This is a genomic window from Anaeromicropila populeti, assembly GCF_900112775.1.
Classification (GTDB): Bacteria; Bacillota; Clostridia; order Lachnospirales; family Lachnospiraceae; genus Anaeromicropila_A; species Anaeromicropila_A populeti.
In genome coordinates this window covers 143,395-167,244 of sequence record NZ_FOYZ01000008.1, presented here as the reverse complement: position 1 = coordinate 167,244, position 23,850 = coordinate 143,395, and the positions used below count along the sequence as shown (strand labels likewise).

Genomic DNA, 23,850 nt, shown 5'->3' with positions numbered 1-23,850 from the left:
AAAAGAAAGGGGTGCATAGCGTGATTTTTCAACCAAAATCATTAGATTTTCAGTTGAGTCCTTACACAGGATTAACTAGAGAAAGCTGGATAGAAGCAGGAGAGTATTTATTAACAGGTATTTTTCAAAATATCAAATCAATTCATGACCCAGTCATTATGCCAAGAAAGGAGACAAAAGTCACATATCCTCATCAAAATGCCGAGGAAATACAAAAAGAGCTAGAGAGAAAAGCAGAGATTTTCGAAGGACTAGCCAGATCCTTTTTTATTGCTGCTCCTTTAATTCATACCAAGCAGGAAATCAGCATTTGCAATTTTAAGCTTCGGGATTACTATAAAGAACATGTGCTGAGGGCATGTACAAAGGGAGATAGTAATTCAGTGGGAAACTATGATGAACTACAGGAATTAACAGGAAATAAGGAGCCTGACAGGGCATTTCAGCAGACAGTAGAAACCTGTGCTTTAGTAGTGTGTTTATGGAACTGTAAAGAAGAAATATGGGACACTTATACAAGGGAAGAAAAGGACACAATAGCCGATTTTTTGTCAAACTATGCGCATGCAAATACGGTTCCACAAAACTGGCGTTTGTTCAATATGTTAGATATGGCTTTTTTAGCAAAAGAAGGCTATCCAATTGACGAAGATATTATGAGAGAACATGCACAGGCAATCTTAAATTATTATGCTGGGGATGGCTGGTATCGTGACGGTCATTCCTTTGATTATTATTCCTGTTGGGCATTTAATGTTTATGCTCCTATATGGAATGTTTGGTATGGCTATGAAAAGGAACCCTATATTGCAAAGAAGTTTGAAGAATATTCTAACGAATTAATCAAAACATATGGAGATTTTTTTGACCAAGATGGTTTTACCACTATGTGGGGGAGAAGTAATATTTATAGAAATGCAGCTACAAGTCCATTTGATGCAAATATGTTATTAAAGGAATCAAAAGCCAATCCAGGTCTATCGAGAAGAATTGCATCGGGTTCGCTGCTTCAATTTCTGACGAGAGAGGACTTTCTTTTTCAAGGTGTGCCTACTTTGGGTTTTTATGGACAATTTACTCCATTAGTTCAGGGATATTCCTGTGCAGAATCACCCTTTTGGCTAGGGAAGGCATTTTTATGTCTGCATTTACCAGCAGAACATCCGTTTTGGACAGCTCAAGAAAATAATGGCACATGGGATAAACTAGAAGAGAAGCAGATTAAGGAGACGGTGCTTAATGGTCCAGCACTTTGTTTTACTAATCACAAGGCAAATGGAGAAACTATCTTAAGGACAGGAAAGGTAGTAAAGAATTGTAACGATGAGCATGGTATGTGGAACTACTCTAAGTTAAGCTATAACAGTAAATATCCTTGGGAATCAGCTCCGTCTACAGATGTTGAGTCACAACAGTATGTATTGAAAGATTTAACTTCTGGAAACTATGAAAAATGTAATGTGACTTTTTGGAGTGGCATGAAGGAAGGGATTTTATATCGCAGGCAGTTTTTTAACTATGAGTTATGGAAGGAGTCACACTGGATTCAGGCATTAAATCTTGCCGATTTTCCTGTACCCCATGGAATTCTCAGGGTAGATAAGCTCAGGTTATATCGCAGGCCAGTTTCATTGACATTTGGTGCTTATGGTTTTCCCGATAATGGTACAGAGATAAGTAGGTTAGAGAAAGGAAATGGGAAAGCCATCCTTTTAAAAGGCCATGACTTTACTGGAAGAGAAAAACAGCTTGCAATGACCATTTATGAAGGATGGGATGAAATCAATTTTTTGCGTAGTAAGGAAACAAATCCCGACTCGGAAAACTCTATTGTAGTCTACGGAAAATTAACAAGAAGAAAACAATATGGATACGAGCCGTATATCATGATTTCTCAAGTTATAACCAAAGAAAGTCTGGAGGATTTTACCGAGGAGGAAATTTTCCCAATTGATTCGGTTACTTATACAGATAAGGAAAAATGTGGTGGCTATGGTCCAGTAGAAATTGCTTTCATAGATGGAAGTAAAAAAGCAATTTCATTTGAAGGAATGGAAGGAAATTTGTATATATAGGGTGACAAAAAGTTAACCTCATTTTCACAAAAAAAGATTGTTGTTTTTACTAAAGTGTTTTATATTAGTAAAGAATATAATAGTAACTCCGAAACAGCATGATTTTTATGAACAAAGACAATAATAGGAGCGGTGAAAATGAGAGTTAACAAAAAAAAGAAAAGATTATTGGCAGTAATTATGATGTGCCTTGTTTTATTTACAGGGACATTTAGCCAGACTGATTTTTATGTAGCAGCAGAGGAAGAAAATGAACAGGCAGAAGCAACGGTTGAAAATGTCACAGCAATGCCTGCATCTGGTTCCGCTATTGCATCGGGAGCAACGATTACACTAACAACAGTAACTGAGGATGCAGAGATACTTTATAGTATTGGTACGGTTAGTGGGAATGCAGTTGTATTTTCAAATGAACAAGTTTATACCGAGGAACAGACTGTTACACTTGAGGGAATGGAAGGCGATACGATATATGTAAAAGCCTATGCAGCGAAAGATAGTAAGACCAGTGAAGAAATAACGTTTGAGTATCAGATTAATAATCAGTCAGGGAATAACAGCGGAATCTTTGACCCAGTTACTGAGGATATGATCGAAGAGAATGTGTTAACTATTAAAGAAGCACTTGCAGAAACAATAGGCACTTCCATGACAGTAATTGGACAGGTTGCTTATATTTATGGCAGTAAAGGAAAATTGAATACGGTTCTGTTACAGGATGTAATAAATAATGAAGTGGTTGGATTACAGATTTATGACACTTCAAATGCAGCTACAGGCTATCAGGTGGGTGATGTGATTACGGTTACAGGAAAGACTGCTCTCTATGGAGGCGTAACCCAGATTAGTTCACCAGTAGTAACGATAGTCCAAGCAGGGGTGCAGAAATTTGAACCTCAGGAAATTTCAATCAGCGAATTTCTTACAAATACAGAACAATACATATCAGAGTATTTATGCATTAAGAATGTTACTCTTGGAGCATATTCCACATCGAACACAGCTATTTCAGATGAAACAGGCACCGTAAATATTTATCAGGGTGTTTCTTATCCAGATGGGATTGCAGAAGGAAGTAATGTAAATATATTTGCTGCAGGATCAAAATTCAATGCAACAAAACAGCTTAGAAATGGTCTGAATACAGATTATTTTCTAAAGGAGTATATAGATACCTCTATTACTAAAGTAATTGCAGGCTTTGCAGGAACGGCAGCACCAACTGAAAAAATGGTATACGGTGACTTGAATGGAGGTAATGACGGATTAGATAAAAATTCTATGTTAACTCTTTCCACAGATGCAATTCCAGTTGTTAATAAATCTAATATAGGTTCGGTGGGACTTACGGAAAACCAGTTTTATCAAATCGTTACAAGCACTAGAAAATTCGGCGCATTACAGATTTCGTTCCGGATGAAAGGTTCTAATACAGGTGCTTCGGCATTTCAATTACAATATAGTACAGATGGAACGAATTATTTTCCAGCAGGAGATGGCAATTTAAAATGTTCCTACACACAATATTCCAATGGTGAAAGTTCTAGTGTAAATGTAGATAACAGCTGTACAAGTGGCCAGTTTTCTCTTGTAACAGCAAGTAAATATCATGATATATCATTTACACTTCCATCCGCTGCAAATCATGCAGAAGCTTTATTCCTGCGAATTGTTGTAACCTCTTCCAAATCCATTAATAATGGTACAATTGGAAAAAGTGGAACCAATTATCTGACGGAAATAAAGCTAAGTGGCAGTCCGATTATTTCGGATTCAATTACCAAATATGTAACGGCAAATCCTGGAGCAGGAGAGATTACAGCAGGAACAGAGGTCACGTTATCATCAGAGACAAAAAGTGCGACAATTTTTTATTCAATCAATTCTTCTGAGTATGTAAAATATTCTGGAGATGCAAAGCCAGTTTTGACAGAATTTCCAGTAACCTTAAATGCGTATGCTCAAAAGGAAGGGCAGGATGACAGTATTGTAATGTCATATTCTTATACCCAGGCGCAGGTTGCAACAGTGAAAGCTTCTCCAAACGGAGGTTCTGTTGCAGAAGGAACCAGTGTACAGCTTACAACAGCAACAGAAGGAGCAGACATACTTTATAAAGTTGTCAAGCAAGATGAATTAGCAGAGAGTGCAGCATGGATAACCTATACAGGGAAAATAAAGCTGGAGGAGTTTCCTGCTGTAATCTACGCAAAAGGCGTTAAAGACGGTTATATTGACAGTGAAACAAATACTTTTTCCTTTACAAAAAGGGAAAATGAAAAGTACAACATTTACTTTGGACAGCTTCATTCTCACACCAACTATTCTGATGGTGCTGGAAGTTGTGAAGAGGCATTTAATTATGGAAAAAATACAGCAGAAAATCTAGATTTTCTAGCTGTAACCGATCACTCTAATTCATTAGATAATGCCGATTCTTCATCCATTCATACAAAATCAGCAGGAGAATGGACAGAAGGACATGCATTAGCAGCGGCCTATACAGACAGTAACTTTGTTGGGATATATGGTTACGAAATGACGTGGTCAAATGGACTGGGGCATATGAACACATTTAACACAGATGGTTTTCAAAGCCGTACCCAGTCAGAATATACAGATTATTCTACGGCACTTCAAAATTATTATGCGACCTTAAAAACAGCTCCCGCGTCTATTAATCAGTTTAACCATCCAGGTACAACGTTTGGTGATTTTAGTGATTTTGCACACTATGATGAGGAAATTGATCCACTTATTACCATGATTGAAGTGGGAAATGGAGAAGGATCTATTGGGAGCAGCGGGTATTTCCCTTCCTATGAATATTATACGAGAGCACTAGACAAAGGCTGGCATGTGGCACCAACAAACAATCAGGATAACCACAAAGGGCTATGGGGTTCTGCAAATACGGCGAGAAGTGTTGTTCTGGCAGATACCTTAACAGAAGAAAATATTTATGATGCTATGCGTAATATGCGCATGTATGCTACTGAAGATAATGATTTAAGTATTCAATATACGCTAGATGGAAACATTATGGGAACCATACTTGAGGAAGGCTCAACTGGTGAAACGGTAGAACTAAAGGCAGAATTTAGTGATCCTACTGATAGTAAGATTGGCACAGTAGAGGTAATCGTAAATGGAGGTATTGTTGCAGATTCTACAACCATTTCTACCAATGAAGCAGAAGTGACTTTTACGGTTCCATCAACCTATTCGTACTATTATATAAAAGTGGTAGAAGAGGATGGAGACATTGCAGTAACAGCGCCTGTATGGATTTCGGATGTAGAGGCAGTAGGAATTGCAGGAATGTCAACCACCGCTGCGCTTCCTGTCCAAGGAGAGTCACTAGATGTGAATCTTGAGCTATATAACAACGAAAATACTGCACTAGAAATCAACTCAATCGAGTTTAAAATTGGGAATGAAACGATTCATACAGTAGATCTTGCAGCAGCAGGCTTAACAACATTAGCCTCTCTGAAAAGTCAGAGCTATCAATTTCATTACACATATGACAAGGCAGGCTCTATAGAAATTACTGCGGTTGTAACAGGCAGGTTAAACGGTGCTGCCAAGAAATACTCTAGTGTATTGCAATTAAATTATGTTGCCCAAAACATGGTTACAAAAGTGGTGGTGGATGGAACACATTATAACGATTACGTTACAGGATATTATGGAGGTAATGTAGGAAATGTTGCAGAACTGTTTGCGGAAAGTTATGCACAGGTAACAGTTGTGAAAGACAACATAACAAAGGAAATATTAGATGACTGTAATCTGCTGATTATTTCCGCACCAGCCAAGAAGGCCGGAACAGCCAATGGGGGAGCATATACGGTTTCACACTTTGAAGATTCCTACATTGAGCTTGTAAAAGAATATGTTAACAAGGGAGGAAATATTATATTTTGTGGCCTTGCCGATTATTCTGATACAGCAGACTGCCAGAGTTCCACAGAGATCAACAGGTTATTAGAAGCAATTGGAGCATCCATGAGGTTAAACAGTGATGAAATAGTAGATGATGATGCAAACGGAGGACAGGCATACCGATTGTTCTTTGATGACTATAATACTAATTCTAATTATACGAGAGGAATTACATCAGGTCAAACATATAGTTCTTATAGTGGATGTTCCGTTATTCTTGATGAGACAAAGGTTGCAGCAGGAACCTGTGAACCTATCGTAAATGGACATGCTACAACCTACAGCTTGAATACAAAAACAGTTGACAATTATTACAAGGAGATTGGAAAGGGTAATATTGTAGCAATGGGACGGGAAACTTTACCAACAGGTTCAAACATATTTCTGGCTGGAACAGTATTTTTATCTGATTTTGAACTGAAGAAAGAGGTAGACAATGGAAATGATCTGCAATATTCAAATCGTAATATTATCTTGAATATTCTGGACAATTCCGCAGTAAAGGTTCCGGTTTCTACCATTGCTGAGGCAAGAAAAGGGGAACTTGGTGATGTTTATTGCGTAGAAGGATATGTTACAGCAGGAACAGAATTAGAGTCAAATACGTTTTTTGATGCAATTTATGTGCAGGATAATACGGGGGGAATTACAATTTTCCCATATTCTACCAGTGGATTAAAAATAGGAACAAAGATAAGAATTATTGGTTATGTGGATGAGTACCAGGGGGATCGAGAATTACAGGTGATAAAATCAGAAATTCTGGACGATAAAAACCTTCATAAGGTAACCAGCAAAGTTCTTACTACAGCTCAGGCAACAGACTATGATTCTTTTGGAGGACAGCTTGTTACCATTAAAGGTACTGTAACAGAGATAACACCAAATGGAAGTGCCTTATCACAATGTAAGGTAAAAGATTCGTCGGGAGTAGAAGCAACTGTATTTATAGATGGGTATATTCTTTCTTCTAAAACAGGGAAAAACACGTTGGCAGATAGCATTAAGGAAGGAAAGACCATTTATGCTACAGGATTATTATATAAACATCCCGAAGGAGCTTCCAATGCATCAGTTACGGTTCTTCGAGTAAGAGATTGTAGAGAAGTTTTTTGTGTTTCTAGCAAAAAAAAATCTGATGAAAGCACATCACAAGAAGGCAATGCAGCTGATACTACAAAGGAAGATGAGACTGTAAAAACTCCTGGAAAGGTTACGGAAATTTCAACTTCCTCCAATAAGGAAACTTCCATTACAATTGCATGGGAAAAAGCAGAACATGCAGATGGTTATCTGATTGAAATTTACAATAATGCCACAAAAAAATGGGAGACGGTAAAATTAACTACCAAGATATCTCAGACAATAACGGGGTTAAAAGAGGCAACCACATATAAATTTCGAGTAACGTCGTACATCAAGGAGTCAGGAAAAAAAGTTTATGGAAAAGCAGGCACTACTATTACTACTTCAACTGTCACAGCAAAAGTTAAAAATGTAAAGATACAGAAGACAGCAGAGGGTGAGGCAAGGCTTAGCTGGGACAAGGTTTCTGGCGCAGATGGCTATGTGATTGAGATGAAGACAGGGAAAGGTGCCTATAAGAAAGTAAAAACTATTGGGAAGGGTTCAGCCCAAACTTATACCATTAGTGAATTGAAGGAAGGGAAATCCTATACATTTCGTATCCGCACTTATGTGAAAGTAGGAAAGACAAAACTATATAGCAGTTACGTTTCGAAGAAAAAGAAAGTATAATCAGGAGAGTAATATGAAAAAATATTGGGAATCAAACTGGAAAAAGCTGATTGGCATACTATTGTTTTTTGCATTATATATTGGCGCAATTATTTATTTGAATAAGGATAATACGGCAGCAGAAAAGGAAGGAGCATATACTACTTATGCAAAAGCTGTTGCAGAACAAATAGTAGAGGATAATACCCAGATTGATTCCCAAACAGAAAATATCCGGAAGGGTGACCAGAAAGTAATTTTAAAGATTACTTCTGGTACTCATAAAGGAGAAAAAGTCGTTGTGACGAATTATCTTAGTGCTATGTACAGCTATTATTTAAAAGAAGGAACGAGAGTTGTTGTAAGAATTGATACGGCTGAAGATGGCAGCTTTGAAACAAATGTATATAATTATGACAGAACTCTGCTGATTATTTTATTTATAGCTGCATTCTTTATTCTGCTTGGAGCAATGGGTGGTAAAAAAGGACTAAAATCAGTAGCAGGACTTATATTTACATTTACTAGCATTTGCTTTATTCAGATTCCCCTGATTTTAAAAGGATTTAGTCCACTTTTTGTAACTATGGCGATTATAGTTGTGACAACTATAGTCTGTTTTATTATGATTGATGGAATTCAAGCTAAAACCATTGCCGCAATGGCAGGAACTATTGGAGGAGTTGCCGTTGCAGGATTCATTGCCATAGCAGTTGGCAAGCTTCTGGCTATTACAGCTCTTAATTCGGATGAATCAGAAGCATTACTTCTGGCGAAATATGATTATACAATATCCGTAAAGGGATTGTTGGTGTGTGGAATTCTTTTATCCTCCCTGGGAGCTGTAATGGATGTTGCAATGAGTATTGCATCTTCAATCAATGAAATTAATGCAAGAAATCCTGCATTAAGTGAAAGAGAATTGCTGAAATCGGGGATGAATATTGGGCGTGATGCCATGGGAACCATGTCAAATACGTTGATTTTAGCATTTGCTGGTTCCTCTTTAAATATGATGATACTTATTTATTCCTATAAAGTTCCGTTTCTACAGCTTATTTCTACAGATTTTGTATCTTTAGAGATTCTACAGGGAATTAGCGGAAGCATAGGGATTGTGCTGGCAGTACCAATGACAGCGGTCATAAGTGCTTATGTTGTGAAACGGAAAGATAGAAAAACTAGCAATTACGGCTGAATCTATTGTACTATAGAGTTCCGAGTGTTATTTGCTACAGATTTTCTTTTTATCAAACTAGTTGAAATTTGTATTTTTATAGGTGGTTTTTTAGGTGAGGATATATTCTGTACTAACCGTTCTACCGAAACTTCTCCCATGTATTGCTTTGGAACATTAATTGTGGTAAGGGAGGGGACTAAGACATTAGAAAATGGAAGGTTGTCAAAGCCGACTACAGACACATCTTCAGGAATTTGATAGCCCATTTCGTGAAGTGCTTTCATTGCACCAGCAGCAATATAATCATTATCTGCAAAATAGCCGCAGAAAGGGATAACGCCCTGATTTAACTGTATGAGCATATCGTGATATGCTCCGCTTAAAGAAGGTGTCAAAGCAAGAATTTGAGAGTTGGATAGTGACATACCACAGTCACGAATTGCTTTGAAAAAACCGTCTGCTCGCTCGTCGAAGTTTCCAATGGAATAAGAAGAGTGAAGATAGCCAGGTTGTGTTCTAGTTTGTTCCACAAGATACATAGCAGCTTGGTAGGCACCCTGAAAATTATTAATCAGTACGCAGTCATAATCTAGCGATTGTAAGTAGGTATCTAATACAACAATTGGTGTTTTTAGTTTTGAGAAAGAACCAAAGTCCTCTTTTTTCATTTCTGTTGCTAAGAGAAGAATGCCGTCATAAATAGAAAGGCTATCTGTTTGCGACTCTAAGTCTCCATAGAGATAATTAATATGAAGCTTATAACGCAGTTTTTGACAGGTTTGTTTAATGCTTTCGGTAAGTTGATTAAAAAACGGAGTGTCATCTACAACAGCTCCATATTTTTTATAAATTATAAAAGCAATATTTCCTTTTATGGAGTGATTTTCAGATGTTTTTGAAATGCGTGTAAAATCATACCCCATATTCTGAGCAGTTTCTATTATCATTTTTCGTGTCTCAGTACTAACGCCAGGTTTGTTATTTAATGCCATAGATACAGCAGCTTCTGATAACTGTAATACTCTGGCTATTTCTTTTGCAGTAGTTGCCATATTCTATATCCTTTCATGTTTTATCTACTATATTTCATCATAAATAATTAAGTAAATTTAGTCAATACAAGAGAAGAAAAAACTTAATAATCAATTGTAATTAAGTATTTAATTACGTATTATGAAGATAGATTTAGTATTAGAAGAAAGTTGCGTATTACATTAAGTTATAATAAAACGGTAACAGCTTCTACTTAAAAAAATTACAGTTGGAGGTAAAATATGACATTGAATTATACAGTTCCAGAATATAAGAGATTAAGAGTAATTATTGATACAGATGCAGCATGTGAGGCAGATGATCCATTTGCTATAGCACATGGAGTTATGAGTAAAAAATTTGATGTAAAAGCTATATTTGCTGAGCAATTTGGAGAACCTTCTACAACTAAAAGAAGCTATGATGAAATTATAACAATTTTGGATGCGATGTCTATTTCGATACCTGTTTTTATGGGTGAGGAGGGAACACTTTCCCAAGTTGCGGATAAAGAGATTTCTCCTGCAGCTAGCTTTTTAATTGAAGAAGCAATGCGAGAAGATGAGAAACCATTATATGTTTTATGTATAGGAGCAATTACCAATATTGCATCTGCTATTAAGAAATGTCCTGAAATTATTTCTAAAATGACAGTTGTATGGATAGGTGGTCAAAATCTAGATCATTGTGTATCTGGACATCGAGAGTTTAATGCTGGAAATGATATCGAGGCTATCAATTTAGTAGTTTCAAGTGGAGTAGAGTTTTGGCAGATTCCTAATAATGTTTATGGTTCAATGCATATTGGACTTGCAGAGATACAAAAGAAAATATATCCTTGTGGAAAAATTGGAAAGCATCTGTTGGATAACATGCTAAGCTATAATGCATCAGAATGTGCTGGGTGGACAGCTGGAGAAAGTTGGTCATTAGGAGATAATCCAGCTATAGGTGTTGCACTGGAACCTAACTGTGGTGGCTATGTATATCGTGAAGCTCCAATTTTTAATGATGATACAACGTACCGGTTTGAAGAAGGAAGACCTATGATACGGGTATATACGTCAATAAACTCTAGGTTTGTTATTGAAGATTTTATATGCAAGCTACAATTACTATATGAAACTGAAGATATGGAAATGTAACTTTAAACTGTACTACTTTTTGCACTTATGGATTTTTAATTCTCAATATTCTGGACGAATGCTAAAAGATAACTTGTCAGATGGTTTTAACATCTACCCGTTTACCCGTTTCATAAAATTATGAATAAGAGTAGGGAGGTGATGCTTGCTACAACATCTAATAATTTTAATAGAAAAGAGGAGTGAGATAATGGAAGTAAAGTAAATTTAAAGCAAGTCAACAAATAATGCAATTATAAGGAGAGAGAAGGATGGAATCGAAAAGTAAGAAAAATCAAGTTAAAATGTACATAACGAAGCGCAGATTGTGGGCAATAATATGCACATTTGCAATATTAGTAACGATGTTCACAGTACCATCTGTCAGTGTGCGAGCTACAGATGTCTTTGTAAAGGGGATTAATCTAAATGGTGATGCTGTGACTATTGATGGTAATGCATGGATTTCTTACAGTGCCGCTTTGAGTAGTGGGTTTTCAACTACAGCAATCAAAACCTTTAAAAATAGTATCACATGGTCACCTTCAGTTGATACAAGCACGAACACCATGCTGAACAGTGTTATCTATCAGAGTAGTAGTAGTTTTACTATGAATCAAACGATAGCTAATGGTAGCTATAAAGTATATTTCTGGCTAACTGAAAACTATTCTTCTAATGCACGTTCTGTGGACATTAAACTAGAGGGAACTACTGTTGCCACAGCTGTTGGAAAGATGACAAAAAATAGTTGGGTCAAATATGGACCTTATAATGTGACAGTAAGTGACGGAAGCCTGACTATGGATTTTGCACGAATTAGTGGTGACCCACAGTGTGCAGGTCTTGCCATATTCAGTAATGGTTCAACAGCGACGCCAACGCCAGTAACGACGCCAACGCCAGTTATAACACCAACACCAACGACTTCATCTGTGGGTAGTATAATTACTAATTCAGGAATTGAAACAGGAAATACTACTGGATGGGTTGTTAATGGTGCAGGTACACTTACTGCTTCAACCACTCAGAAACATTCTGGTACCTACAGCTTGTTGCATACAGGCAGAACCAGTACGTGGAACGGACCGATGCAGAAATTGACTTCCAATGTTCAAAATGGAGTTACATATACTTGTTCTGGCTGGGTAAAACTAGACAATGCAACAAGTAGCACTGTTAAAATGACTATGAAAAAGGTAGACAGGAATGGAACATCTTATAGCAGTATTTCTACTAAAACAGCAAGTAATAGCTCCTGGATTCAGTTATCTGGTAATTATACATTAGATGTAACTGGAACATTGACGGAACTGAGCATATATTTTGAAGGACCAAGTAGCGGAACTAATTATTATATTGATGATATTTCGGTAACTGGTGATGGGTCTACAACACCGACTCCATCTGCAACACCAAGTCCAACTCCTTCTGTAACTCCTACGCCTACTTCTTCGTCAGGAACTAAGCCTAGAGTTATTATCACGACTGATTTGGGTGCTGATGTGGACGATCAGGAATCTTTAGTTCGTCTTATGGTTACTGCTAATGAATTTGATATCGAAGGAATTATTTCGGGTACCAGTTGTTGGAAGCCTACTCAAAGTTTAACAAATACCAACAATTTGCTCAATCCGATTCTGAATGCTTATGGACAAGTAGTTTCTAATCTTCAGAAACATGCCAGTGGTTATCCTACCCTTGCATACCTTAAGTCCGTATCCAAACTAGGTCAAACCTCATTTGGTATGGCTGGTGTTGGTAGTGGCAAAGATAGTGCTGGTTCAGAACTAATCATTGCAGCAGTGGATAAGTCTGATTCTCGTCCAGTTTGGGTTCAACTGTGGGGCGGTGGAAACACGGTCGCTCAGGCTCTGTGGAAAGTAAAGAATACGCGTTCACAAGCACAGGTAAATGAATTCGTCAGTAAGTTGCGTGTATATGATATCCTTGGTCAAGATGATGCAGGAGCTTGGATGACGAAAAACTTCCCTAATCTTCTATACATACGCTGTACAGGTGTTTACAACTGGCAACCAACAAGCTCTTGGGTTGATTCAAATATTCAGAACCACGGTCCACTTGGATCTGTATATCCAGATCCAAAATATGCAATTGAAGGTGATACACCTGCTTTCTTATACACTATACCAAATGGTCTTCATGATTTAGATATGGTTGAGCAAGGTGGTTGGGGTGGACGTTTCATTAAGAAGTCTGGCATCAGAGGTATGTCAGGAGGCAAGAGTTATAATGAGTCCCAGTATGATACGTACTATATGTATAGTGATGCAGATGGTGGTGCAGCTATTAGCCGCTGGAAAACTGCCATTAATAATGACTTTGCAGCACGTATGGATTGGAGTATCAAGAATTCATATTCTAGTGCTAATCACCATCCAATTGCTGTTGTAAACAATGACAATACTAAGAATGTACTACAAATGTCAGCTACAGCAGGTTCTAAAATTACACTAAGTGCCAACGGATCTAGTGATCCTGATGGAAATGCACTGACATATAATTGGTTTTATTATAATAATCCAAGTTCTTATCAAGGAACTGTTACAATATCAAATGCTTCTGCCTCTACTGCTACAGTCACAATTCCGTCAGGTGCTAGTGGTAAGACGATTCATGTGATATTGGAATTACATGATAATGGCTCTCCAAATTTATACGCTTATCGTCGTGTAATTATTAACGTTCGCTAATCATGTTGACACATTCTATTTTTCATGCTATCATTGCACATGAAAGTATTTTGAAAGTGAAAGAGGAGATAGGGAGACATTGATGACGAATGTTACAGATGTAGCCAGAATCAGCAATCACTTTTATGTTAGTATAAAAAGGGTTTTTATCATCGAATTTGATAGAGAACGATAGAACAGTTTAATTATGGAAGACAACACAAAGTAGAATGTGATTCTAAGTTGTAAGTAAGCCAATATCCAAACAAAAAGGATATTGGCTTTTTTTTAAACAATAATTTATCAATATAAATATAGGAGATTATGTGATGAGTAAAAAGGTAGCAATAATTATGGGTAGTGTCAGTGATTAACATGTTGTAACAGTAGCTTTTGCTTACAAAAAAAAGATGAAAAAAGATGTTATAGAAAAAGATAAAAAGCTGCAAAATGAAAATTGGTAAAAAAATAATTAGGAGGATATGTAATGAAAAATTTAGTAAAAGGAAATCAACTTTATGAAGGAAAGGCTAAAAAAGTGTATGCAACATCAAACCCTGAGCTGCTTATTGTAGACTATAAAGATGATGCTACTGCGTTTAATGGAGAAAAGAAAGGAACCATTCATAACAAAGGCATTATTAATAATCTTGTAACCAATCACATGATGCAGCTTCTTGAAAAAGAAGGAGTTCCCACTCATTTTGTAGAAGAGATATCAGAGAGAGAAACCATTGTAAAGAATGTGACGATTATACCTTTAGAAGTTATAGTAAGAAATATTATTGCAGGTTCTTTATCTAAAAGAGTAGGTAAACCAGAAGGTACGAAAATGAATAAAACAGTGCTGGAATTTTGCTATAAAGATGATGAACTGGGAGATCCAATGGTAAATGAGTATCATATTACAGCAATGGGGTGGGCAACCAAAGAAGAAGTAGATACATTGGCAGAATACTCCTTTATGGTTAATAAATTTATGACAAATTATTTGAAAGATTTAAATATTGAACTGATTGATTTTAAGTTGGAATTTGGAAAAACATCAGACGGAATAATTGTACTTGCGGATGAAATTTCGCCGGATACCTGCCGGTTTTGGGATTCTGTAACAGGAGAGAAATTAGACAAAGATAGATTTAGAAGGAACATGGGTGGTGAGGAAGATGCTTATAATGAAATTTTGAAACGCCTAATGGGAAAAACCATTTAAGAGAACAGTCTATGATAAATGAAATCTTAAAATATAATAATCTTTATGTAAAAAATAAAGAATATGAAAAATATAGTACCAGTAAATTTCCAGATAAAAAAATAGCAATTGTTACGTGTATGGATACAAGGCTGACAGAACTGCTGCCATCTGCATTGGGCATAAGAAACGGAGATGCAAAAATAATTAAAAATGCAGGTGGAATCATTACAAATCCTTTTGGAAGTGCAATGAGAGGTCTGTTGATAGGAATCTATGAATTTGAGATTGATACTATATTAGTCATTGGACATACAGATTGTGGAGCCAGGATTACGCAAGGTAAGAGAATAATAGAAAAGATGAAAAGGAATGGAATACCACAAAAAAAATTTGAAGAGCTAAAAAAGCAGAGTATTGATTTAGAAAGCTGGCTAGAAGGCTTTGTAGAACAAGAACGATCCATACAAAGGTCAGTAGAATTAGTAAAAAATCATCCACTAGTTCCAGAACAGGTTATGGTGTATGGGTTTTTAATGGATACTTTGACAGGTGAATTGAAAAAAATAACATAAAAATTATTAAAATTGTTAGTGCATAGAGGATGAGTGGTCTTTAATGACCACTCTGGTAATTTACATATATTGAAACTTAAAGTCAGAAAACTGTGCTGTATTTCGTCCATCCTTATCTTGTGCATAAAGCCCAATGATAACTCCTGTAAAGCCCCCAGCTACTTCAGAGGATAAATAACGTGTAAATCCTTTACCAAGATAAATAGTGTCATCGGAACTTTGAACAGAAAAAATATACTCCTGACTCGATGCATTAATTTTTAAAGAAACAGTGTCTGTCGTATTAATTAAACAGGTTTTTTCGATGTGTCTGATATTTCCCACACAGAGCCTGAGTATGACCTGATATTGATCGGATACTTTTTCTATTGCAATATCATAGTGATGGTTTTCATCCATAAACACTGTTAGACCTGCTTCTCCTTTGTTCACAGATACATTACAAGTAATTTCTGCTATAAAATCTTTTTGTCTAATTCCAATAAATGTTGGAGAATCTACATCATTCAATGACGTATTTGTTCCATGTAGAGTTATGATATCATTTAAAAAATGATAATTCTCTATACAGGGATGTCTTAAATAACACCACTCTAAGTTAGCAGCTGAGATATCAATAATAGTAGAGAAAGGTAGTGTTTGAGGCTGGGTAAGATAAGGAATATCTAAATATTCAGGTGTGGTTCCGTCTATGCCAGCAGTAAACCACCCATCTTCATGAAAAATAACAGGAGAGAGAAAGACCTCTCTTCCTAAATGATGAAAAGTTGAATATTGTCCTGTTTGACGAAAACCCAAGTGAATGATCCAAAATGATTGATCAGGAGCCTGTATTAAATCGCCATGTCCTACACCTTGAATTGTAAAACCGCCCAGATTTCGGTTAGTAAGGACTGGATTTTTTGCATATCCTTCAAATGGGCCAAAAGGATGACTACCTCTGGCGTAAGTTACCATATGTCCATATTCTGTACCTCCCTCTGCTGCCATCAAATAATAGTAGCCGTTCATTTTATAAAGATGGGGACTTTCCAAATATCTCCCCCCTGAACCTTGCCAGATAGTCTTGCTTTGGGATAATTTTTCACCTGTAGTAATGTCAATTTTACACTGGACGATTCCAGGTACCCCTTCATCATCAGCACCATTGCTCATAAAGTAGCAATAATCTTCTTCAAAATAAAAGGAAGGATCAATTCCGCCTTGATTTACAAAAATAGGTTCAGACCATTCACCGTAAATATCATCGGTCCACACATAGAAGTTTTGATGTGTGGTGTCATTGGTGGTAGTCATGTAGAAACGTCCCTTGTAATATCGGATTGTAGGTGCGAATACGCCACCAGAGCTGTTGATTTGAGTTAAGTGAATCTGGCTTTTTTTGGTCAGGCAATGACCAATTTGCTTCCAATTTATCAAATCATTACTTTCAAAAAGAGGAACACCAGGGAAATAATGAAAAGAGCTGCATGCCATGTAGTATTTTCCATTGGCAAAACAGACACTTGGATCTGGATAAAATCCTCGTACAATTGGATTTTGAATTTGCATAGTACCTCCATAAGATAATAATAGCATTTGTGAGTAAAATCATTTATAATTATACCAATGATAAAGGAGCTGTTGGTATGATTATATGGTCGTTTTATAGCATAAAAGGGACTTGTGATAGAAATGATTGAAATGAAAATTGAGTTTTTTCAAAAAGATAAAAGTTTTCCGTTTTTTATTCAGTATGGTTATCATTCAGGGGATTTTTTCAAACATGTCCATAAGGATTTTACGGAACTTGTTATTGTAATGGATGGTAGTGCTGATCATATTGTTGGGACAGAAATGTATCCAGTTTCTCAGGGGGATGTATTTGTTGTTGGAAATAATGTAGAACATGAATTTAGAAATGCAAAAAAATTTAAGCCATGTAATATTATGTTCCGTCAAGAATTTTTCTTTCATAGCAGCTCTAGATTAAAGGAAACGGAAGGTTTTCATGCGCTTTTTTATTTAGAACCATATATGACAAAAGAATCAGAGTTTCGTAGCAGATTTCGACTTTCCAAACAAGGAATTGATAAAGTGTTCCAGTTGACAGAAAGCCTTATGCAAGAATATAAGGAACGTGTACCAGGATGGAAAGAGTTAATAACAGCCTATTTTATGGAGTTAGTCGTTTTTTTAGCAAGAACATATAAAATACCTGAGCCACAAGAACAAGACAAGGTAATTTGGATGGCCAGTGCTGTTTCATACATTGAAAAAAACTATCAAAATGAAATCAGCCTGGAAGAAATTGCAGATAAAGCGTGTCTTTCCAAAAGACATTTTGTGCGAATTTTTCGTGACACGTATCATATTACGCCAATGCAATATGTAATACAATTGAGGCTTGAACATGCTGCGGTGTTATTAACCAATACTACAGATCTAATTTCAAAAATAGCGGAAGAGAGTGGATTTCCAGATAACAATTATTTTTCAAGAAGATTTAAAAGTTATTATAATATGACTCCAGGAGAATTTAGGAAACGGAAACATTAATATAGATGTAAATGGTTGATTGTGCATAATTTTTGATTAATTGTTAAAAGTATTACTTGAGATATGAAAAGAATCATTTTTTGGATGAAAGGAGTCGTATATTTTGAGTAATAAATCTTTAACGTTATCACTGTCTGCTTTTATTTTAGTTTTACTTGCTCTATTCTTTTTTTTACAAAATTACGTTTTTGACAGAGATAATCGCATTGAAGGTATGTTAAGTACTTTAAATAATGCTATTCAGCAAAAGGATTGGACAGCTGCTGAAAAAACGTATGATGATTTCAATAAAATTTGGTCAAAAGGGAAATATCTGATTGAAATAAACAATGCTGATCAGGATTTTTCTGAAATGAATACTGCGGTAAAAGAACTGAAGAGTGCAATAGAAATAAAAAGTCAGGCCGATGCATTGATTAGTCTAACAAAGATTAGTGGAGATTGGACTAACTTTAAAAAATTGGTACCTGAACCGTAGGAGGGATTTTATGACAATAATTGTTTACAGTATAAGGTGTATTTTTATGTTTCTAGTTGTATGGTTGGGACTGAGAATTGTTGGAAAAAAATCAATTGCTCAAATAACAACGTATGATTTAGCTGGAATCTTGGTTATGACTACTATTGGAGTCGAGCCATTGGTGTATAAAATTCCGTCAAAAGCAACAGAAGGAGTATTAGTATTAGCATTATGCACAGTATTTTTAGGAAAGGTGTCATTAAGTAAAAAATTCTATAATGTAGACCAAAAACCAAGCGTAGTGATTGTACATGGAAAGATTGATAAAGAAGAAATGAGAAAAAACAACATGAATATATCGTTTCTTATTTCACAGCTTAGATTAAAGAATTATTTCAAGATAGCTGATGTAGAATATGCAATAGTTGAACCCAATGGTCAAATCTCTGTAATTCAAAAATCACAGCAGAGACCAGTAACATTAAAAGATTTAAAATTGAATGCAAAATATGAAGGGTTGGCATTACCTCTAATTATTGATGGAGAAATTCAGTATAAAAATTTGAAATATGCGAATCTTGGCATTCAGTGGCTTGATGATAGAGTAAAAAAATCTGGCGCGGGAATAGAAAATATATCGATAGCCGAACTTGATAGCCAAGGCCAATTATCAATTAGTAAATATATAGATAAACAGGAAGGAGAACAAGAAGTACCCCCTATTTTTTGAATGAATAAAGTTTTCAAAGCAATTCAAAATAATTTTTGCGATAATTCAGTATTCCTTCCTTTTTAAGTTTGGACAGTTCGGCAGAAAGCGCACTGCGGTCAACGCAGAGATAGTCAGCCAGTTCCTGCCGATTAAACGGAATTGTAAATGAAGTGTTACCCATTTTTGCAGATGCGGTGGAAAGATAAGAAAGTAGCTTTTCTCGTAAACTGCGTCTTGATAAAAGTTCAATTTTTTCAGTCAGCAAGATATTTTTCATAGATACTATATGCAGCATATTCCGTATTAACAGAAGATGAAAATCACAGCCAGTCCTACAAGGAGCTGACAGCTTTTGAGAATCTATAAACAGTATTCTGCAATCTGATGTGGCAAGTACATTGATTGTGGTAATGGGAATTAGGGAAAAAGCAAAGGATTCCCCAAATAGATTTCCTGCTTCCAGATTAGCCATAATATTCCGGTTGCCAAAAAAATCATCTTGAATGACTTGGGCATCTCCAGAAAGCATGATGCCAATGTGATGTAGTTTTTCATGGTTGTGAAAAATGGTTTCTCCTTTTTTATAACTTCTCACTCCTATAGAAAGACAGCTTAATAATGTAGGGATTTGTGAATTACTAATTCCTTGGAATAGCTCCATTTCTTTTAAAACTTCGATATACTCTGTCATCTTTTCCCGTTCCTTTCTGGTAACCCCTCTGAAATAATGTATAATTTTATTATTCTGTTGTAAAAACAACAGACAATTTATCTATATCATAGTAAACTCTGTTTAACAAGTCAATACTAATTATAGACAAATAGGAATGGAGGAATACTATGAATCCGTATTTTGAAATGAATGATACAATATATGATATCACAGAAAAATATCCTGAGGCGATAGCAGTTCTAGCTAATGCAGGGTTTGAAAATATGAGAAATAAATCGATGCGTGAGACTATGGGCAAAACAATTACGCTGAGACAGGCACTTAAAATGAAACAAGTAAATGAGGTCACTTTTGAAGAGCGGCTTGTAGAATTAATTGAGGGAAATCAAAATGATACAGATACAACGTTAGTACAAAAAAATAGAAATCATAAAGCAACGGTTTCCATTCAGGGGGTTCTTCCCTGTCCAATTCGGATTCCCTTATTAGAAGGATTTGAAAAGTGGCTTACAGAGCAAGAACCAAAGGTAAAAGAAGAACTAGATTATCAGTTACAAGCTGCATCTATGGGAGTCGACTGGATCAAGGAACAAGTCAAGAAATCTAAGTCCCCAGATGTGTTAGCAGACTTATTTATTTCAGCAGGCTTTGATTTGTTTTTTGATAAACAACTGATTGGAAAATTTAAGTCTCAAGGAGTATTCAAAGACTTATCTGGTTTTGAAAGCTATAACCAGGATTTTGAAAATGAAAGAATACAATTGAGAGATCCAAAGGGACAATACTCTATGTTAGGTGTAGTACCTGCGGTGTTTTTGATTAACCAGGATGAATTGAATGGACGGAGTATGCCAGAAAGCTGGGAAGATTTACTTAAACCAGAGTATGAAAATGCAGTTTCACTTCCGATTGGAGATTTTGATCTTTTTAATGCTATTTTACTGAATATTCATAAACAATATGGAGAGGAAGGAATAAAGAAGCTTGGAAGAAGTCTTTTGCAAAGTATGCATCCTTCGGAAATGGTTAAGTCACATACAAGAAAAGTAAATAAACCAGTGGTTACAATTATGCCATACTTTTTTACAAGGATGACAAAAAACGGGGGGCCGATGAAGGCAGTGTGGCCAAAGGATGGAGCAATCATCTCGCCTATTTTTATGTTATCAAAAGTGCAATCCAGACAAGTTCTTTTACCGTTTATTGATTTCTTTTCTTCAAAACAGGTTGGTGAAATACTATCACATCAAGGATTGTTTCCAAGTGTTCATCCTGAGGTGGATAATCAAATTGACCCAAAGAATCAGTATATGTGGCTTGGATGGGATTATATTAACCAACAGGATATGGGAGAGTTAATTGGAAAATTAGAAGCATTGTTTCAGAAAAGTGCAGAGGAGGAATTACGATGAATTTAGTGACTTTTTCAGGCCCACCTTCTTCAGGCAAGACATCTGTTATCTTGAAAACGATACAGGCAATCAAACAACGAGGTCTGAAGGTGGGGGTAATTAAATTTGACTGTCTTTATACTGATGATGATGTTTTATACGAAAAAGCAGGAGTACCAGTAAAAAAAGGATTATCTGGTGCATTATGTCCAGACCATTTTTTTGTCAGTAATATTGAAGAAGTTGTACAGTGGGGAGTAAAGAATAAACTGGATATCTTGATTACAGAAAGTGCTGGACTTTGTAATAGATGTTCTCCCTATATCAAAAATATCCAGGCAGTTTGTGTGATTGATAATTTAAGTGGCATGAATACTCCTAAGAAAATCGGACCTATGCTTAAGGCAGCTGATATTGTTGTTATTACCAAAGGTGACATTGTGTCACAAGCAGAGAGAGAGGTTTTTTCTTCTAGAGTAAGCTCTGTGAATGCAAAAGCAATTGTAATGCATGTCAATGGACTGACGGGACAAGGCGCATATGAGTTAGGGACGATTATTGAAGATTGTGAGAATCAGATTGATTCAGTAAAAGGAATGGAACTTCGGTTTGCAATGCCATCTGCTCTATGTTCCTATTGTCTTGGAGAAAAAAGAATTGGAGAGCAGTATCAGATGGGTAATGTAAGAAAAATAAATATGGAGGATTAATATGGTAACTAGAGAAATATTAATGCAGATGAAGATAGACGAAATCCTTTCAAAATATCCCTTTGTATTAACGTATTTTGAAAATAACAAGCTGGATATAAGCGGATCTGGAAAAAAGACACTGATGGAATATAAAAAGCAGTTTGAAGATTATGAACTAGAAGAATGGGCAATGGATCTTTCAAAACTTGATGAGGAATTGATACTTTACATGAATCAAATGTTGGAGTTTTTAGGGGAGGAGAAGGAACAGGGAGTAGATTCACTAACGATTCTGGCTGGACAAGATAAATCTGGAAATGAAGAAACCTTTGGAGAACTAAAAATTGAGAAAAGTGATATTATAGCCATTGTTGGGCCTACAGGTTCAGGAAAATCCAGACTGCTGGCTGATATTGAGTGGACAGCACAAAGAGATACCCCAACGAAACGAGGCATATTGATTAACGGTGAGGTTCCAGATAAAAAATGGCGTTTTTCCAGCAGCAATAAGCTTGTTGCACAGCTTTCACAAAATATGAACTTTGTAATTGATTTGACAGTAGGTGAATTTATTGAACTGCATGCAAAAAGCCGTATGGTTGAAAGGGAAGCAGAGGTTGTAGCAAGAATTGTAGAAGCAGCGAATTATCTTGCTGGAGAAAAATTTAATCTCGAGACGCCTGTAACCTCTTTGAGCGGAGGGCAGTCGCGGGCATTAATGATTGCAGACACAGCAATTCTAAGTACATCGCCCATTGTCTTGATTGATGAAATTGAAAATGCTGGTATAGACAGGAAGAAAGCGCTTAAGTTATTAGTTGGAGAAGAAAAAATTGTGCTGATTGCAACACATGATCCTACACTGGCTCTTATGGCTAAAAAAAGAATCGTTATTAAAAATGGTGGAATATCAAAAATAATTGAAACGTCAGAAAATGAAAAGGATGTATTGTCAGAGCTTGAAAAAATGGATAGTATCATACAAAATTTAAGGGCTGATTTACGTGGCGGCAATACCGTGAAAGGAGATTTTTACAATGCATGAAGGTTGTTCAGGAAGTTTTCAAGATGGGAAGCAGATAGTAGAAAAGTTACGCATGATGGGATTTTCAAACCAGACAATGCCAATACCGTTATTCATTACCTGTGAATGCGGCAAAACATTTGAAATGGTAACATTTGAGGATCGCTGTGAGAACTGTGGAATGGTTTATGGGGTTACCCCTTGTCACGCTTTTGATCCAATTAATGTTATGGCAGCGGGTATTAATTATAAATAAGAGGGATAAGGCTGTGTACTGATAAAAAATAATAGTACACAGTCTATCCTTTTAATTACATTTGTGACATGTTTCTACATTCATCAGCGCATGCACGACATTCATCAGCACATTGTTGGCAATGATTATCTTTAAACATGCTGCATTCCTCGGCACAAGTATCACAAATCTTAGCACAAAGAGAACAATGTTCCTGTGAGAACTGTCCATTCATAGACATCATAGAAACTGACATCTGGCACATCATTGCACATTCAATAAGCATACTAACACAATTTTTTCTTGCATTTAAATCTGGTTCATTTAAACAAGCATGAAAGCATTCGTAGCAAGCCTGGGTACAACGTGAACAAGCATCAATACATGTTTGGTTCTTTTGAGTAGCCATAGTTAACATAATAAATACTCCTTCATTTCTGAATTTTAGATACATAATTTATTATGTCAAATAAATTTATAGTTATGCAATTTTTCTTATTAAAAATAGATTGACGTTTTTTGAACTATAGCATATAATATATATATCGATAAAAATAGATTTGAGGTGA

At 36.0% G+C, this 23,850-nt stretch carries 18 protein-coding genes; 14 read left to right on the top strand and 4 right to left on the bottom strand.

Annotated features, from left to right (window positions below; genetic code table 11):
• Positions 1-20: 20 nt before the first annotated feature.
• The 3 genes from BM305_RS11525 to BM305_RS11515 all read left to right on the top strand — a co-directional run bounded on the left by BM305_RS11525 (position 21) and on the right by BM305_RS11515 (position 8,958).
• A complete protein-coding gene (locus BM305_RS11525) occupies positions 21-2,075 on the top strand; it encodes a DUF2264 domain-containing protein (protein WP_092560952.1) in 2,055 nt (684 codons plus the stop codon).
• Between the two features lie 138 nt (positions 2,076-2,213).
• Positions 2,214-7,781, top strand: a complete 5,568-nt coding sequence (locus tag BM305_RS11520) for a CehA/McbA family metallohydrolase (RefSeq protein WP_092560950.1) — start codon at positions 2,214-2,216, stop codon at positions 7,779-7,781.
• A gap of 13 nt (positions 7,782-7,794) precedes the next feature.
• The gene (locus tag BM305_RS11515; RefSeq protein ID WP_092560948.1) at positions 7,795-8,958 is read left to right on the top strand and encodes a YibE/F family protein; all 1,164 of its coding nucleotides are present in this window, start codon (positions 7,795-7,797) and stop codon (positions 8,956-8,958) included.
• 2 nt (positions 8,959-8,960) lie between these two features.
• Here BM305_RS11515 and BM305_RS11510 read toward each other — a convergent pair whose 3' ends face one another.
• The gene (locus BM305_RS11510) at positions 8,961-9,992 is read right to left on the bottom strand and encodes a LacI family DNA-binding transcriptional regulator (protein WP_092560946.1); all 1,032 of its coding nucleotides are present in this window, start codon (positions 9,990-9,992) and stop codon (positions 8,961-8,963) included.
• Positions 9,993-10,214: 222 nt separating this feature from the next.
• On the opposite strand from BM305_RS11510, the gene BM305_RS11505 reads away from it, so the two are divergent.
• The 4 genes from BM305_RS11505 (at position 10,215) to BM305_RS11490 (ending at position 15,556) form a co-directional block, all read left to right on the top strand.
• Positions 10,215-11,117, top strand: a complete 903-nt coding sequence (locus BM305_RS11505; RefSeq protein WP_092560944.1) for a nucleoside hydrolase — start codon at positions 10,215-10,217, stop codon at positions 11,115-11,117.
• Between the two features lie 251 nt (positions 11,118-11,368).
• Positions 11,369-13,810 (top strand): nucleoside hydrolase-like domain-containing protein, encoded by a 2,442-nt coding sequence (locus BM305_RS11500; RefSeq protein ID WP_092560942.1) that lies wholly within the window; start codon positions 11,369-11,371, stop codon positions 13,808-13,810.
• A 466-nt stretch (positions 13,811-14,276) separates the two neighbouring features.
• Positions 14,277-15,002, top strand: a complete 726-nt coding sequence (gene purC / locus BM305_RS11495; RefSeq protein WP_092560940.1) for a phosphoribosylaminoimidazolesuccinocarboxamide synthase — start codon at positions 14,277-14,279, stop codon at positions 15,000-15,002.
• Positions 15,003-15,013: 11 nt separating this feature from the next.
• On the top strand, positions 15,014-15,556 hold the full coding sequence (locus BM305_RS11490) for a beta-class carbonic anhydrase (protein WP_092560938.1): 543 nt from the start codon (positions 15,014-15,016) through the stop codon (positions 15,554-15,556).
• Positions 15,557-15,616: 60 nt separating this feature from the next.
• Here BM305_RS11490 and BM305_RS11485 read toward each other — a convergent pair whose 3' ends face one another.
• Positions 15,617-17,107, bottom strand: coding sequence for a glycoside hydrolase family 43 protein (locus tag BM305_RS11485; RefSeq protein ID WP_092560936.1), 1,491 nt, complete (start codon positions 17,105-17,107; stop codon positions 15,617-15,619).
• A gap of 123 nt (positions 17,108-17,230) precedes the next feature.
• On the opposite strand from BM305_RS11485, the gene BM305_RS11480 reads away from it, so the two are divergent.
• The 3 genes from BM305_RS11480 to BM305_RS11470 all read left to right on the top strand — a co-directional run bounded on the left by BM305_RS11480 (position 17,231) and on the right by BM305_RS11470 (position 19,284).
• Positions 17,231-18,094 (top strand): AraC family transcriptional regulator, encoded by an 864-nt coding sequence (locus BM305_RS11480; RefSeq protein ID WP_177214698.1) that lies wholly within the window; start codon positions 17,231-17,233, stop codon positions 18,092-18,094.
• Positions 18,095-18,197: 103 nt separating this feature from the next.
• Entirely contained in the window at positions 18,198-18,572 is a 375-nt protein-coding gene (locus BM305_RS11475; protein WP_177214697.1) for a DUF4363 family protein, read from the top strand.
• A 10-nt stretch (positions 18,573-18,582) separates the two neighbouring features.
• Entirely contained in the window at positions 18,583-19,284 is a 702-nt protein-coding gene (locus tag BM305_RS11470; RefSeq protein ID WP_092560930.1) for a DUF421 domain-containing protein, read from the top strand.
• A gap of 13 nt (positions 19,285-19,297) precedes the next feature.
• Here the strand turns inward: BM305_RS11470 and BM305_RS11465 are convergent, their stop codons facing one another.
• The gene (locus BM305_RS11465; protein ID WP_092560928.1) at positions 19,298-19,957 is read right to left on the bottom strand and encodes a Crp/Fnr family transcriptional regulator; all 660 of its coding nucleotides are present in this window, start codon (positions 19,955-19,957) and stop codon (positions 19,298-19,300) included.
• A 149-nt stretch (positions 19,958-20,106) separates the two neighbouring features.
• Between BM305_RS11465 and BM305_RS11460 the strand changes: the two genes are divergently transcribed.
• From BM305_RS11460 to BM305_RS11445, 4 genes are read left to right on the top strand one after another with little or no spacing between them, the layout of a single operon-like run.
• Positions 20,107-21,351 carry an ABC transporter substrate-binding protein gene (locus BM305_RS11460; protein WP_092560926.1) on the top strand — a complete coding sequence of 415 codons (1,245 nt, stop codon included), beginning with the start codon at positions 20,107-20,109 and terminating at the stop codon, positions 21,349-21,351.
• On the top strand, positions 21,348-22,040 hold the full coding sequence (locus tag BM305_RS11455) for a GTP-binding protein (RefSeq protein ID WP_092560924.1): 693 nt from the start codon (positions 21,348-21,350) through the stop codon (positions 22,038-22,040). The genes BM305_RS11460 and BM305_RS11455 overlap by 4 nt, the downstream gene beginning before the upstream one ends.
• A 1-nt stretch (position 22,041) precedes the next feature.
• Complete coding sequence (locus tag BM305_RS11450) at positions 22,042-23,067, top strand: ATP-binding cassette domain-containing protein (RefSeq protein ID WP_092560922.1); 1,026 nt, start codon at positions 22,042-22,044, stop codon at positions 23,065-23,067.
• A complete protein-coding gene (locus tag BM305_RS11445) occupies positions 23,060-23,302 on the top strand; it encodes a hypothetical protein (RefSeq protein WP_092560920.1) in 243 nt (80 codons plus the stop codon). Before BM305_RS11450 ends, BM305_RS11445 begins: the two co-directional genes overlap by 8 nt.
• 55 nt (positions 23,303-23,357) lie before the next feature.
• Here BM305_RS11445 and BM305_RS11440 read toward each other — a convergent pair whose 3' ends face one another.
• A complete protein-coding gene (locus BM305_RS11440) occupies positions 23,358-23,699 on the bottom strand; it encodes a four-helix bundle copper-binding protein (RefSeq protein ID WP_242940521.1) in 342 nt (113 codons plus the stop codon).
• Positions 23,700-23,850: the final 151 nt, after the last annotated feature.

What these genes read in the sequence shown, in the direction of transcription:
- BM305_RS11520 (WP_092560950.1), top strand. Translation starts at nt 2,214, where the DNA reads ATGAGAGTTAACAAAAAAAAGAAAAGATTATTGGCAGTAATTATGATG.
- BM305_RS11515 (WP_092560948.1), top strand. Translation starts at nt 7,795, where the DNA reads ATGAAAAAATATTGGGAATCAAACTGGAAAAAGCTGATTGGCATACTA.
- BM305_RS11510 (WP_092560946.1), bottom strand. Translation starts at nt 9,992, where the DNA reads ATGGCAACTACTGCAAAAGAAATAGCCAGAGTATTACAGTTATCAGAA.
- BM305_RS11505 (WP_092560944.1), top strand. Translation starts at nt 10,215, where the DNA reads ATGACATTGAATTATACAGTTCCAGAATATAAGAGATTAAGAGTAATT.
- BM305_RS11500 (WP_092560942.1), top strand. Translation starts at nt 11,369, where the DNA reads ATGGAATCGAAAAGTAAGAAAAATCAAGTTAAAATGTACATAACGAAG.
- purC (WP_092560940.1), top strand. Translation starts at nt 14,277, where the DNA reads ATGAAAAATTTAGTAAAAGGAAATCAACTTTATGAAGGAAAGGCTAAA.
- BM305_RS11490 (WP_092560938.1), top strand. Translation starts at nt 15,014, where the DNA reads ATGATAAATGAAATCTTAAAATATAATAATCTTTATGTAAAAAATAAA.
- BM305_RS11485 (WP_092560936.1), bottom strand. Translation starts at nt 17,107, where the DNA reads ATGCAAATTCAAAATCCAATTGTACGAGGATTTTATCCAGATCCAAGT.
- BM305_RS11480 (WP_177214698.1), top strand. Translation starts at nt 17,231, where the DNA reads ATGATTGAAATGAAAATTGAGTTTTTTCAAAAAGATAAAAGTTTTCCG.
- BM305_RS11470 (WP_092560930.1), top strand. Translation starts at nt 18,583, where the DNA reads ATGACAATAATTGTTTACAGTATAAGGTGTATTTTTATGTTTCTAGTT.
- BM305_RS11465 (WP_092560928.1), bottom strand. Translation starts at nt 19,957, where the DNA reads ATGACAGAGTATATCGAAGTTTTAAAAGAAATGGAGCTATTCCAAGGA.
- BM305_RS11460 (WP_092560926.1), top strand. Translation starts at nt 20,107, where the DNA reads ATGAATCCGTATTTTGAAATGAATGATACAATATATGATATCACAGAA.
- BM305_RS11455 (WP_092560924.1), top strand. Translation starts at nt 21,348, where the DNA reads ATGAATTTAGTGACTTTTTCAGGCCCACCTTCTTCAGGCAAGACATCT.
- BM305_RS11450 (WP_092560922.1), top strand. Translation starts at nt 22,042, where the DNA reads ATGGTAACTAGAGAAATATTAATGCAGATGAAGATAGACGAAATCCTT.
- BM305_RS11445 (WP_092560920.1), top strand. Translation starts at nt 23,060, where the DNA reads ATGCATGAAGGTTGTTCAGGAAGTTTTCAAGATGGGAAGCAGATAGTA.
- BM305_RS11440 (WP_242940521.1), bottom strand. Translation starts at nt 23,699, where the DNA reads ATGTTAACTATGGCTACTCAAAAGAACCAAACATGTATTGATGCTTGT.